The sequence below is a fragment of the Zhenhengia yiwuensis genome (assembly GCF_014384995.1).
GTDB lineage: Bacteria > Bacillota > Clostridia > Lachnospirales > Cellulosilyticaceae > Zhenhengia > Zhenhengia yiwuensis.
The window spans coordinates 1-13,055 of the sequence record NZ_JACRSY010000022.1 but is presented as its reverse complement, the minus strand read 5'-3'; the positions used below and the strand labels follow the sequence as shown (position 1 = coordinate 13,055).

General features: G+C 34.1%; 9 protein-coding genes. 8 read left to right on the top strand and 1 reads right to left on the bottom strand.

Annotated features, from left to right (window positions below):
* Position 1: 1 nt before the first annotated feature.
* The 7 genes from H8718_RS13255 (at position 2) to H8718_RS13225 (ending at position 10,449) form a co-directional block, all read left to right on the top strand.
* Positions 2-793 (top strand): endonuclease/exonuclease/phosphatase family protein, encoded by a 792-nt coding sequence (locus tag H8718_RS13255; protein ID WP_249333267.1) that lies wholly within the window; start codon positions 2-4, stop codon positions 791-793.
* A gap of 176 nt (positions 794-969) precedes the next feature.
* Positions 970-1,908, top strand: a complete 939-nt coding sequence (locus H8718_RS13250) for a DUF4474 domain-containing protein (RefSeq protein ID WP_249333266.1) — start codon at positions 970-972, stop codon at positions 1,906-1,908.
* Between the two features lie 14 nt (positions 1,909-1,922).
* Positions 1,923-2,828, top strand: a complete 906-nt coding sequence (locus H8718_RS13245; RefSeq protein ID WP_249333265.1) for a metallophosphoesterase — start codon at positions 1,923-1,925, stop codon at positions 2,826-2,828.
* 198 nt (positions 2,829-3,026) lie between these two features.
* Complete coding sequence (locus tag H8718_RS13240) at positions 3,027-3,542, top strand: GNAT family N-acetyltransferase (RefSeq protein ID WP_249333264.1); 516 nt, start codon at positions 3,027-3,029, stop codon at positions 3,540-3,542.
* Between the two features lie 243 nt (positions 3,543-3,785).
* Positions 3,786-5,303: a replicative DNA helicase gene (locus tag H8718_RS13235; RefSeq protein ID WP_249333263.1), complete on the top strand. Its 1,518-nt coding sequence runs from the start codon at positions 3,786-3,788 to the stop codon at positions 5,301-5,303.
* Complete coding sequence (locus H8718_RS13230) at positions 5,293-6,024, top strand: DUF6063 family protein (RefSeq protein ID WP_249333262.1); 732 nt, start codon at positions 5,293-5,295, stop codon at positions 6,022-6,024. Before H8718_RS13235 ends, H8718_RS13230 begins: the two co-directional genes overlap by 11 nt.
* A 3-nt stretch (positions 6,025-6,027) precedes the next feature.
* On the top strand, positions 6,028-10,449 hold the full coding sequence (locus tag H8718_RS13225; protein ID WP_249333261.1) for a coiled-coil domain-containing protein: 4,422 nt from the start codon (positions 6,028-6,030) through the stop codon (positions 10,447-10,449).
* 46 nt (positions 10,450-10,495) lie between these two features.
* Here H8718_RS13225 and H8718_RS13220 read toward each other — a convergent pair whose 3' ends face one another.
* A complete protein-coding gene (locus H8718_RS13220) occupies positions 10,496-11,416 on the bottom strand; it encodes a LysR family transcriptional regulator (RefSeq protein ID WP_249333260.1) in 921 nt (306 codons plus the stop codon).
* 505 nt (positions 11,417-11,921) lie between these two features.
* On the opposite strand from H8718_RS13220, the gene H8718_RS13215 reads away from it, so the two are divergent.
* Entirely contained in the window at positions 11,922-12,674 is a 753-nt protein-coding gene (locus tag H8718_RS13215) for an EAL domain-containing protein (RefSeq protein ID WP_249333259.1), read from the top strand.
* Positions 12,675-13,055 lie beyond the last annotated feature (381 nt).

The following is a 13,055-nucleotide window of genomic DNA, read 5'->3' as shown; positions in this document are numbered from 1 at the left end:
CATGAAATTATTGACACTTAACTGCCATTCATGGCAAGAAGTAGATCAACAACATAAGATTAAAGTTTTAGCGCAAGAGATTAAAGACAAGGGCTATGATGTCATTGCTCTCCAAGAAGTTAGTCAGCCTATAGATGGAGATGTAGTTGTACAAGGCCTTAAAGAAGGTAATTTTGTCTATGCTTTATTAGATGCCTTAAAGGCAATAGGTGTAACAGAATATGACTTTAGATGGGGATTCTCTCATATAGGCTATGAAGTTTATGAAGAAGGCTTATGTCTTTTAAGTAAGCACCCAATTGTAGAAGAGCAAGAATTCTTTGTGACGAAAGGGCATGATACAAATTACTGGAAAACACGTAAAGTTGTAAAAATTGCTATAGATTATAAAGGTAAAACCATAGATTTCTATACTTGTCATCTAGGATGGTGGATAGATGAAGAAGAGCCTTTTAAACATCAAATAGATACACTTAATGTATCGATTAACTCAAACCGTCTCTCCTTTATGATGGGCGATTTTAATAATAATGCTAATGTAAGAGATGAAGGCTATGACTATATGCTTTCTAAAGGTTGGGTTGATACTTATACGTTAGCTGAGAAAAAAGATGAAGGTATTACAGTACAAGGTAAGATTGATGGATGGGAAAAAAATCAAGCAGGGTTAAGAATTGATTTGATTTGGGCCAATCAGCCTATAAAAGTTTTAGAATCTCAAGTTTGTTTCAATGGTGTAAACAAAGAAATTGTCTCAGATCATTTCGGTGTAGAGATGGAATGTGAAGTATAAAGAAATACTCGAAAGACGTTATGAGCAGGGTTTTATAGAAAACCCTGCTTTTTGCAATTTAAAAAATATTAAGGATAGAGCATGATAGGGATACAAGCTAGTGATAATAGATCACCAATACTGCTATGAAGGAATAAAATAGTGTAGAGATACATTTATAATAAGGGGGAGGTTAAATGGAACATTCACTTATCCTTGCAATTTGTATGGTAGTTTTATTTATGGGATTAATTGTGTATTGGGCATGGATACGTAGAAGATTAGCAATAGAAAAAGTAGAGGAAAGAACGGATAGTCAAAAGGTAAAAGATATAAATGAAGCATTAAGTCTATATGGTTTTTTGTTTGATGTACAACAAGATCTTGTCTATTCGCACATGTATCCATGGCAGAGAAAGGTAGGGTATTGTCGTCTTTATGATGAATTAGCACCCTCATTAAATATGATTATAGACAGTGAACCTATTTATTTTCAATATGATGGTAGAAGGTGGCTCATTGAGTTTTGGAAGGGGCAGTATGGTATGACAACAGGGGGAGAAGTCGGCGTGTATGTAACAGATAAAGAGGATGTAGATATACCGGGCATTTTCTCAGGGGCTTTCTATGAGTGTGTATCCGATGATGACCGTTTACAAATGGCATATACTTTAAAAAAAGAGGATAAGACGATCATTGAAAGAAAAGGGAGACACTGGTGGTTAACGGATTTTGATGTAGCTGTCTTTTCTAAACCAGAGCAATTATCTTTAGAGCTTCAAATTATTTTTCCAAATAGTGAGATGCAAAGAGCTTTTATTAAGGGGCTGAGTGATGCGGGTTATAAAGCTCAGGATATTAGAGTAGAAAATAGAATGGTCCAAGTTATTTTTACAACGCCTAGAACGGCACAGCCACAGAAATATGGCAAATGGGTAGTAGCCTGGATTCAAAGACTTAATAGATTTTATTGCCATTTATTTAATTGGGTTACGAGAGATTTTACACGCACACTTGATAAGATTGATTTCTTACGTATCTATTATCCTATATTATTTAGAATGCTTGCCAATAGTAAAAGAGCTAAAAAATTGGAAGAACTTTATAAAAATATGCAACCTTATCTCAATCAATAGCAAGGGAGGGGAGTATGAGAACATCTAAATGTTTATCAAAAGCTTATGAAGAGGCAATAATCCTTCCTTATGATCAGGACTCTAAGTTTGTGATGATGAGTGATTGTCATAGAGGGAGTGGAAATTGGGGAGATAATTTTTTATTGAATCAACATTTATTTTGGGCAGCATTAAATGACTATTATAAAGAAGGCTTTACGTATATTGAGCTAGGAGATGGTGATGAACTTTGGGAAAATAGATGTATGAAAGAGATTATTCAAGTGCATAGTAATGCTTTTTGGCTGATGTCTAGGTTTTATAATGAAAAGAGATTATATATGATTTATGGCAATCATGATAAAGAGAAGAGTAATAAGAAATTGTTTAAAAAGAAGTGTACAGAGTATTACTGTGAGACGCGAAAAAATGTTTGTCCGCTATTTCCTTCTATGCAAGTTTATGAGAGCTTGATTTTAGAAGATCGAAATAGTGGTAATAGAATTTTTCTTGTGCATGGGCATCAAGGAGATTTTATTAATGATCAAGCCTGGAGGTTAGGGAGATTTTTGGTAAGGTATTTATGGAGAACAGTGGAGCTTTGGGGTGTAAAGGACCCCACGAGAGCAGGGAAGAATTATAACAAAAAGAATAAGGTAGAGGCTCACTTAAAGAAGTGGGCAGAGGAAGAAAATAAGATGTTAATAACGGGACATACACATAGACCAAGTTTTCCTAAAGTTGGTGAGCCTATGTACTTTAATGATGGAAGTTGTGTGCATCCAAGGTGTATTACAGCAATAGAAATCGAAAAGGGTGCCATTAGCTTAGTGAAGTGGCATGTCATGACAAGGGCAGATAGAAGCTTATATGTTACAAGAGAAGTCTTGGAAGGCGCAGTAAAAATACAGGATTTCTTTGACAGTAGGATAGATGTATAAAATGTTTATAAGTATAGGAATTTCTAAACCATTTTTAGAGAGGCTTATACTTTTTTATTTAAGCTGGGTAGAGCCCTACATAGAGTTTAAAGCTAAGAGGTATATATTCTAAAGAATAGCTGTATACATACATTGTGCATGAAGTTCTTTAAAATAATGATATAATAAGGAAAACTTATAGAAATAGGGGGAGATATTTTGGATATTCAAATTAGGGATATGATGGAATCAGATATACTTGATTTTCACAAAGCTTTTAAGTTACAGGGATGGGATAAGCCTATCAACTTATTTGAAAAGTATTATAAAGAACAAAAAAATGGTGTGAGAAAAGTTTTTATAGCAGTAAAAGGAGAGCAAGTACTTGGATATGCAACGCTTCTGCCAAATGCTCAGCATGGTCCTTTTGCTAATCAGCATATTCCAACTGTATGTGATTTCAATGTTCTTGAAAAGTATCAAAGAAAAGGAGTAGGGACGGCCATTTTTAATGCAATTGAAGATGGAGTCAAAAAGTATTCTGATAAGATTTGTCTAGGGGTAGGCCTACATGCTGGATATGGTCCTGCACAGCGCTTGTATATCAAAAGAGGTTACATTCCAGATGGGAGTGGCGTTTGGTATAACAATGAAAGGTTAGAGCCTTATGCGGCATGTACAAATAATGATGATTTAGTACTTTATTTATCCAAAGATTTTACACGTAAAGCATAAGCGTTTTGGCGTTGGGATTGATGGGCCAGAAGGTAGGGGGTTATTAGGATAGGGATGAACTGAATAAAGACTAATAAGTATAAGAATTTCTGAAATTATTTTTAGGGATTCTTATACTTTTTTAATTAGGGATTGATAGGGGGACATGTTATAATAGAGGGGAACATAAGTTTCTTTTAGTAAATAAGATGATGTGGAAGCGATCCATAAAAAAGATATTTTAGAAATTTGGAGGAAGCTAAAATGCATATAGACATGGGCGGAGTTTTGGACCATTTTGGAGAGCGTATGAAAAGGCTAGCTATTTATGATCCTTTATACAGGCTTGGAAGAAAAACAAAAAAAGATCATTCGAGTCAGGATATTCCTTATTATGAATTAGGGATGCTCACTTTACTGTTCTTTTTTGAAAATATGATTGTGCGCCAGAAGACCAGTGGGGTCAAGGAATTGGCGGCCTTTTTATATAAAGTGAATGATGGAAAAATAGATATGAATAGAGAGGAGTTTCTAGAATTAGCTAGAGAGATTATTGATGTCTTTAGACCTTCTAATGGGAGTCGTAATAGTATGACTTTCTACAACTGGGAGACTAAGCAGGAGGAGACTATTTACTATTCCATTTTGAAGGCTGCACGTGCTGATGTAAAGTCTAATACACAATACTATACATTAGATGACCAAGGGTTAGAGCTGATTTTCTCTAGTAAGGAATACTTTAGTGAGTTTCAAATCTCTATTAATCAATTGCTCCTACGTAAGCAGCTTGAAAAAGGTGAGTTTATAGGTGCCCTTAGACAAGTAGATGAGATGAGTCTTTCAGTTGAGAACTTAAGAGAAAGGCTTATGAAAATTAAACATGAAGTGACGAGGAGCATTGTATCTGAAGAGACCTATGAGCGTTATAAAAATCTTATTGAAGATATTCATGTAAGGCTAGCAAGGGAAAATCAGGAGTTTGATGAACTACAAGACTTTGTGAGATTGACAAAAGATAGTTTAAAGTATCAGATTGAAAATGAAAAAGATAAAAAAGCTTATACACTTATGCTAAAAATCGACCAGCAATTAGAAGCAGTACATCATGAGCATAGCAAGCTGTTACAAGATAGTATTGTGCTACGTACTCATGCTTTAGAAGCGGCTCAGCAGGCACTTTACTTTATAGGACTAGATAATTTTAACTTCCAGCAAGATATTGTAGGTGCTATGATGGGTAAACCACTGCCACTTCATGCAAGTAAAACTTTTGTAGAGCCGTTTTTAAAAGTGGCACGTAGTAGGGAATGGTACCCGCTTAGTGTATTTGGTAAGCAGCGTATTGAAAAGCGTACAGAAGAGGAAACAGGTAGAGCCTTTTTAGAAGGGGCAAGTGAAGAGCAGCTTAATCAGCACAAGGAGCAGTTAAAGGCATACTTTAAAGAGGTGATGTTAGAGGCGCGAGAGCTTCTAAAAGGAAGAACGTGTATTACTTTAGAAGAAATTTGCAGTAGTTTGGAGGAAAAAGAGTCCGTTTTATTAGAACAGAGGCTGTTCTATGATTTTTGGATTATGCTCCATCAAAAGTCTCCTATCGATTTAGATGAATTAGATGATGAAAGCCTTTTAAGTGGCGTGAAGGAAGTTTTACGAGGTATGACTAACAGCATTAAAGTGAGAGAAAACGAAGGCGAGATAGAAAAATATGAGCGTTTTACCATCACAAATATGGAAATAGATTTGACATTAGAAGTAAAAGCAGGTGAGGACGATGGAATATAAAAATGAAGAAATTATTGAGGCTTATAAAATTTATACAAGGCTAGCGGCTAGTGGGAATTGCCTCACAGCAGACGCTAAGGCTTATATGAGAGATGAGCGTATTGAAGAATTAGTAGATCAATTTGCAAGGGAGGATGATGCAACCATTATTGTTGGTGGTGACATACTGTATTTAGTCCCTATTGCAACCACTTCTCCTTTACATATGAGTAATGAAATGATTAAAAGGATTTATCTCTCAAGTGGTGCGACCAATCTAGATATTTATCTTATGTATGTGACTATTATTATTCTACTTGGTGAGTTCTACAATAGCTATCAAAGTCAAGAGCCTACAAGAAGCTTTATTAAAATGGAAGAATGGCTAGAGGCAGTACACTTAAGACTTGAGAGCATTTCCCAAATAGAGGAAGAGGAACTTAGAAAAATAGAAGAAGAACAAGAGTACAACTGGATTAGAATTCTAGAAAAATGGATGGCTATTGATGATGTTAAAGAAAAAGCTAAAAAGCAATCAGGCAATACCAATAGCCGTATGAGTTTCTTAAATTCAGTGAAGAACTTCTTAGAAAAACAAGGTATGATTCATGATATTGGGAACAACGAAATGGAGCTGACTGAGAAGACTAAAGTTATTGTTCAGCGTTACTATATGGATTATGAATACAACCGTGGGTTACTAGATTTTATTTATCAGTTTGACAAGAAGGAGGGAGCATAAAAGATGGCATCGATATCAAAAATTAGATATACTAACGTAATTTATGAAAATGGTAGTAAGCGTTATAATGATGAACTCTTTAAATGTGCAGGACATAACACAGCTATACTACTAGAGAATGGGGGAGGAAAAACAGTTTTCATTCAAGCTGCCCTTCAAGCTGTACTCCCTCATATGGATTTAGGTGAACGTAAAGTTAAAGAGACTTTTTCGTTAGAAGGAGAAGCGGCACATATTGCTATTGAATGGATTATTCAAGATAAGCCAAGACGTTATGGTTTAACAGCTGTTACCCTTTACTTACAAAATAATGAGTTAAAATCTTATAAATATGCTTACGAATACGGCGTAGATGATAAACATAGCATTGAAAACTTACCTTTTACTCAGCCAGAACTTTCAGGAGGTCTACGTGCTTCAAGTAAAGGTGAGATGAATGAGTACTACCAAAGAATGAGCAAAGATTATATGACAGCTCAGTCCTTCCAGACAACAAGACTATTTCATGATTACATCGAAGAGCATTTTAAAATTATTGCTGAAGAGTGGCGTAGTATTGCTGTTATTAATAGTGGAGAAGGTAGCGTAGAGGCCTTCTTTGATGGTTGCAAAACCACACAAGATTTAGTAGAAAAACTTCTTTTGCCAACTGTAGAGCAAGGCTTAGTAGGTAGTGGCAGTGATGACTTTACAAGTACTTTTGAGAGCCAAAGAGAGCACTTCAAAAAGCATAAACAGCTTACAAGAAGTATTGAAGAGAGTAAAAAGATTAAAGAAGAAATGGCTAAATATGTAAAAAGCTATAGTGTTTATGCCAAAAAGATAGAAGACTATACGGCTAAAAAAGAAGAGGCTAAAGCACTTTGGGAACTGATTGAAATGAAGGAGCAGGAAGCACAAAAAGAGCTTAAAGCCTTAGAACAGGAGCAGTATCAATTAAAAGAAGAGAAAGAGCTGCTTGAAAAGCAAAGTAAACTTATAGAAGTAACCGAAGCCAAAGAAATTTTCGAGCAGAGTCAGAAAACTTATGAAGCCGAAGATCATCTGTATCAGGCTATGCGTCATAAGCGTGAGGAGAAGGAAACAAGACGCCATATGCTGAAGCTTTCATGGTTTAAGCATAATATGGGTGAGGCACAGGCTAAAATAAGAGTTTACGAAGAACAGCTGGCTTTATTAAATGAAGACCAAGAAGTAGAAGCATTAAAAGAAGCCTTAGAAGAAAATAGCTGTCAGCTTAAAGGGTGCTTTGAAGATCAGTTGGCTGGCTATAAGAAAGAATATGAACGAGGCTTAATAGAAAAAGAACGCTATGAGGAAGACAGAGAAGTAGCGACTAAGGAAAAGCTCACTTTAGAAGAAGAGATGAAAGTACTGAGAGAAAAGTGTAGCAAGTTAGAAGGGATTATAGAGAGTCAAAAGAGCCGTATGGAGGCCATCAAAAAGACTATTTTAAGCCAAGGGATAGGGGAAGATGTAGAAGAACATTTCAAACTTTGGCAATCACGTATAAGTGAAATTGAAGTCCATGAACTCACTTTAAGACAGGAGTTAAAAACTTTAGAGGAAGAGCAAGACACTCTGAATGTAGCCATTGAAGAAAAAAATAGTAAGAGAACTGCCTTCATGGGAGAAATCAGCCGTATTACTGCCGAGCTTTGCCAGTTAGAGGAAGCTGGAGAAAAAGTGCTACAAGATGTTAAGGTTATGCTACCCATTTTCTATAGCGTGACTTCTATTTATGCCAAACCACAGCAAATGCTCGATACACTAGAAGAACAGGTTGAAAGGTTCACAAGGGAAAAAGAAGATGCACTATTAATGGAAAGACAACATTCTCGTTTCCTTGAAAACTATGAGGATCATGAGTATTTTACAGCAGAACCTCTCATTGAGAGCTTTGTGGCAAAATGGTACAGTCAGTTCTCCTTCCTACAATCTGGGACAGATTTTATCCAAAGTCTAGAAGATGAGGCAGTTAAAGAAAGGATGCAAAATCAGCCAAGATGGACACAGGTTATGATTGTAGCAGATGGGCAAAAGGAAGCTCTTCGTATTAAGCTAGAAGAACAAAGGCAAAAAATAACTACACCAGTAGGTGTTCTCACTTTAACAGAGGCGAAAGGGCTTTTAGAAGAGCATGTAGAGATAGATCAGATGATTTATCCAAAAGCTTGGCAGGAAGATATGCAAACGGAAGCTTTTAAGGCTCATAAAAATGAAGCCATGAAGGCACTGGATGAAGCAATTGCTTATCGTAAACAGAAAGAAAGTAAATTAAGAGAGCTTGATCAGTTACTCGATAAAATCAGAAACTTCCTAAGTGTTTACCCTCATGAAAAATATGTGGCCTTAAGAGAACAGCAAACTAACCTTAAAGCCGAGGAAGCTACTTTAAGTAGAGCAATTCAGCAAGATAAAGACCGTATAGAGGAGATTAAGAAAGAAAGCAAAGGGATACAAACCCTCTTACAGCAAGAAAGCCATGAAAGGAATACCTTGCAAAGCGCTGTAGAAAAGGCGGCCGAATACTTAAAGCTTAAACAAGATAATGACCTTCAGGAACAAGCTATTCATATCTTACAAGGTCAAATTAAAGACCAAGAAAATCTTATTACTAAAGTTCGTGTATCTCTTGAACAACTTAAAGAAGTTCTTGACGACATTAAGGAAAGGTTAGAGGGCCTTAGAAGAAGTCAAACACGTATAGAGGATGATGAGCTTTATAAAGAAGTGAAAAACTATCAGGCAGACTATAGCAATGGGGATTTGGCTTACTTACGAGATAAACAAATCCAGTTAAAAGAAAGCCTAAACAGTAAACAAAAAGGACGTAGTGAAATTGAGCATCTCTTAGAGCAAAGTAAGAAGGCTTATGCAGATAACGAGAAGAACTTCCATTTAGAAGAAGCAGAACTAGAAGAAAAGCTTACAGAAATTCCAAACTTTAGAGTGGAGTATGAAGAAGAAATTAATAAGCTTACAAAAGAGCTTAATGGACTTAAGAAAGACTTAGAAGATTTAGAGCAAAAGGTAAAAGGAGCTAAGACTCAATTTGATAAGATGGAGCAAGATTATCATAGTAAAAAAGAAAACTTTGAGAAGGCTTATGAGCCAATCAGTACCTTTATACCTTATTGCTGTAAGGCAAGGGAAGAGGAAGAGAAGCTTCAAACTCAGTTAAAAGACAAAGAGCAGTATATCAAAGGCCAAAGTCAAACTTTAGAAAAACAGCTTGCTCTTATTGTAGAAAGCAAACTGCAAATGGATAAGAAGGACCAGCTTTATGGCTACTGCGCACCAGAAGTCAAAGTGGGATTATTAGATGAAAAGATAAAGGAAGAAGTTAAGACTCAGCTTAAACGTATTACAACAGAGATGATTCGTACTTTAGAAACGCTCAAAAGTAGTATGGATTCTAGCCATACGCATATTACTGTGCAAAGAGAAAGTTTTAAACACTTCTGCCAAAGAGAGATCAGAGATAGTAAGCTTAGAAATATGGCAATCCAGGGGATTACTCAAAAAGAAAATTATGAAGACCTTATTAAATGGCAAGACCATATGGTAGAACGTATTAATCATACCCTTTCTATTTTAGAAAGAGATATGATTGACCAAGACAAGCAGCTTTCTCAGTTCATTACCCATCTTTATACTTACCTTAGAACAGTGGTAGCAGAACTTAAAGAGATTCCAAAGAAAACAAGGGTAAAGACAGAAGAAGGCTGGAAAACCATCTATGAATTTGATATTCCAGGATGGCAGGAAGATGAAGGTAAAGAAAAGATTCGAAATCATATTTACAAAATGCTAGATGACATTGACCATGAGAGCTTCTTAGATGAGGATAATGAGGAGGCACTACAAAAGGTTAAGAAATATATTAAAGAGCAGTTTAAACTCAAACAGCTTCTAAAAGTGGTTATGGGTAGCACAAGTATTCGTATACGTTGTAGAAAAGTAAGCAATATTAGTGATATTAGTACCCAACTCTTTTCCTGGGAAACATCTAATAAATGGTCTGGTGGGGAGAAATGGAGTAAAAACATGGCGCTTTACCTAGGTATCTTAAACTACCTGGCAGAGAAGAAACAAAACATTCATAGTGATAACAATAAAGTAAGCCGAGTGGTCATTCTAGATAACCCATTTGGTAAAGCTTCAAGTGGACACGTTTTAGAACCTGTCTTCTTTATTGCCAAACAACTTGGATTCCAAATCATTGCCTTAACGGCACATACGGAAGGGGACTTCATTAGAAAATACTTCCCTATCGTCTATAGCTGCAAACTAAGATCTACAGCAGACTTACAAACAGCTATTTTTACAAAAGAACAGGAAATTAAGAAAGCCTACTTTATGGATAACGACCCAGTAGCTCTTAGCGTATTGGGTGAGACGAATCAAGTTAGTTTGTTTTAGTTTTTAAGATTAGATAGATAGCAAAGTAAAAAACAGCATTAATTCTTTAGAGAGAAGGATTAATGCTGTTTTTTACTTCATCGATGAAGTGCAGTTCAATAGGGGTAAGAGGTTCGTTTTTTCGTTTGATACAAATAAGGTTCGATTCATAAATATCATTGTTGCTGATTGGAAGGGCTTTAATGTTTGTATTTTTAAAGTATTTTAAAATCCATTTCGAAGCATATAATACCGCATCTGTATTTTCTAAAAGCTCTATACATAGATGAATAGAGTTACAGTATATAACATGATTAAGGTTAATATATAAGTGTTGCTTATGCGTTTGCCACTCAGATCTTGTGAGCTCATCTATACTTAAACAAATATGTGAGAGTCTTTCTAAATCTTGAAAAGTTATAGAGGCTGCATGATATAAACTTGATTTTGGACCTAATAAAATATAGACAGTATCTGAAGCCAGGTATTCTGTTTCGAGATTTGTAGAGGTTAGTTGCCAATCAAAAGCTTTCGTTTCTTTATTGGTTTGTACAATTAATCCTATATTACAATCCCTTTTTTGAATAGCCTTTATTACATTAGAACGATGACTTTCATAGACTTCAAATTTTAGATTATGATTACTATATTTTTTATATGTATTTAGAACAACCTCGGGAATAAAATCTAATGTTTGGGTAGCAACGAATAGTTGAATTTGATTAATGTAAAAAGAATCTTGAAAGCTTCTTTCTAATGAGTTTGCACTATGAACAACATTTTTGGCATAATACAAAAAATGTCTACCTTCTGATGTTACAGAAACACCTGTAGCAGTGCGTTCGAATATTTTAATGTTATATTGTTTTTCTAGATTTGAAATAGTTTTAGTTAAGCTAGGTTGACTAATATAAAGCTCATGAGCAGCTTTAGTAATAGAACCTAATTCTGCCACCTTTAAAATATATTTCAGATGATTTAGTTGCATGAACTTTCCTCCATATGCTTAATAGGCTATGTTTTATATAAAAGTGGTAGTAGGTTTATAGAAGAATATTAAGAGTAATAAGTATAATAGTATTTAAATGAACCTGTCAAGATAAAGTACTATAGACAATATATATAAAAAAGTTATGGATACTCGATAGGAAAAATATATTACTACCTTAAGAAGATATAAAGATATAATATAGAAATATAATATAAAAAAGTAAAGATATATGAATTAAAGCTATGTTGATTTTAACCTTTATGTTTTCTAAAATTTTTAGGATAGAGACACTTATTAAGTTAATTAAGTAGAGTTATAGAATATGAATAGATAAGCACAGAGTAAAATAGCAAATTAGTAATAAGGCTAATTTGCTATTTTATTTGTGAAAAACTAGGTATAAGGGCATCTTGTAGATTTAAAGATGGGAATAAAGGATAGAAAACACTTAAAAAATATGTACGAGTATAAAAAAATGAGTTAATAAAAAATGGGAGGGTCTATGCAAAATTATGTAACAAGAGAAGATATCATTAAAGCATTTGAGAATAATGAGTTTAAAGTTTATATTCAGCCTAGATATAATATATATACAAAAGAAGTAATAGGAGGAGAGGCATTAGTAAGATGGTTTCATAGGAAAAAAGGAATGTTAAGTTCAGGCTTATGCATACAAGTATTAGAAAAACTAGGATTAATAGAGAAGTTAGATTTATTTATATTTGAGGAAGTGTGTAAAAGTCTTACTTCTTGGGAAAAGCAAGGGCTAAAAAGAATTCCTATATCAGTTAACCTTTCACAAATGACTTTAAAAGATATAAAGAATACTATGCACTTAAAGGACCTATTACATAGACATGAAGTACCTATAGAATTAATAGAATTAGAACTAACAGAAACTTTCATGTGTATGAATACTGAAGCCATAAATAAATTAAGAGAAGAAGGCTTTAAAATTTTGATGGATGACTTTGGGAAAGGTTATTCTTCACTTGTAAGTTTAAAAGAGTTACCTATAGATGTGATAAAGATAGATAGAGATTTTTTAATAGATATAGAAAAAAGCGAAAAAGCACAAGCTATTTTAAAAACAATCATTGATTTAGTTGAAATTATTAAAAAGGAAGTAGTTATAGAGGGAATAGAAACTAAGCAACAATTAGAATTTATCAAATCTACTAAATGTAAATTTGCACAAGGATTTTTATTTAATGAAGCAATGAGCTTGGAAGATTTTAAACAGCTTATTTCATAAGAGATAAAAGACTTGTAATGAATAAAATAAACCTTAAATAAGGACGATATACAAAATAGCCTTCAAGAGAGGAATCTCTTGGAGGCTATTTTTATTAATATTACTTTAAAAATAAAAAAAAATTTCACCAAATTAAGTTTGAGATATATAAATAGCAAAGAAAATCAAAATAATTGAATAAAATATTAATTATTATAAGTCTATAAAGACTATTCTTTGGAAAATAAACAACTAAATACTGAATAAAAATAGAATTAAATTTTGATGCTAGAATAAAAATTGGACACATAGAATGGAGATTTGAGTTATAATAGAAATAACTATAATGAACGAGGTGTCCTAAAACAATGGCTAAGAGATATGACAAAGAATTTAAACTTC

What these genes read in the sequence shown, in the direction of transcription:
- H8718_RS13230 (WP_249333262.1), top strand. Translation starts at nt 5,293, where the DNA reads ATGGAATATAAAAATGAAGAAATTATTGAGGCTTATAAAATTTATACA.
- H8718_RS13215 (WP_249333259.1), top strand. Translation starts at nt 11,922, where the DNA reads ATGCAAAATTATGTAACAAGAGAAGATATCATTAAAGCATTTGAGAAT.
- H8718_RS13255 (WP_249333267.1), top strand. Translation starts at nt 2, where the DNA reads ATGAAATTATTGACACTTAACTGCCATTCATGGCAAGAAGTAGATCAA.
- H8718_RS13225 (WP_249333261.1), top strand. Translation starts at nt 6,028, where the DNA reads ATGGCATCGATATCAAAAATTAGATATACTAACGTAATTTATGAAAAT.
- H8718_RS13235 (WP_249333263.1), top strand. Translation starts at nt 3,786, where the DNA reads ATGCATATAGACATGGGCGGAGTTTTGGACCATTTTGGAGAGCGTATG.
- H8718_RS13220 (WP_249333260.1), bottom strand. Translation starts at nt 11,416, where the DNA reads ATGCAACTAAATCATCTGAAATATATTTTAAAGGTGGCAGAATTAGGT.
- H8718_RS13250 (WP_249333266.1), top strand. Translation starts at nt 970, where the DNA reads ATGGAACATTCACTTATCCTTGCAATTTGTATGGTAGTTTTATTTATG.
- H8718_RS13245 (WP_249333265.1), top strand. Translation starts at nt 1,923, where the DNA reads ATGAGAACATCTAAATGTTTATCAAAAGCTTATGAAGAGGCAATAATC.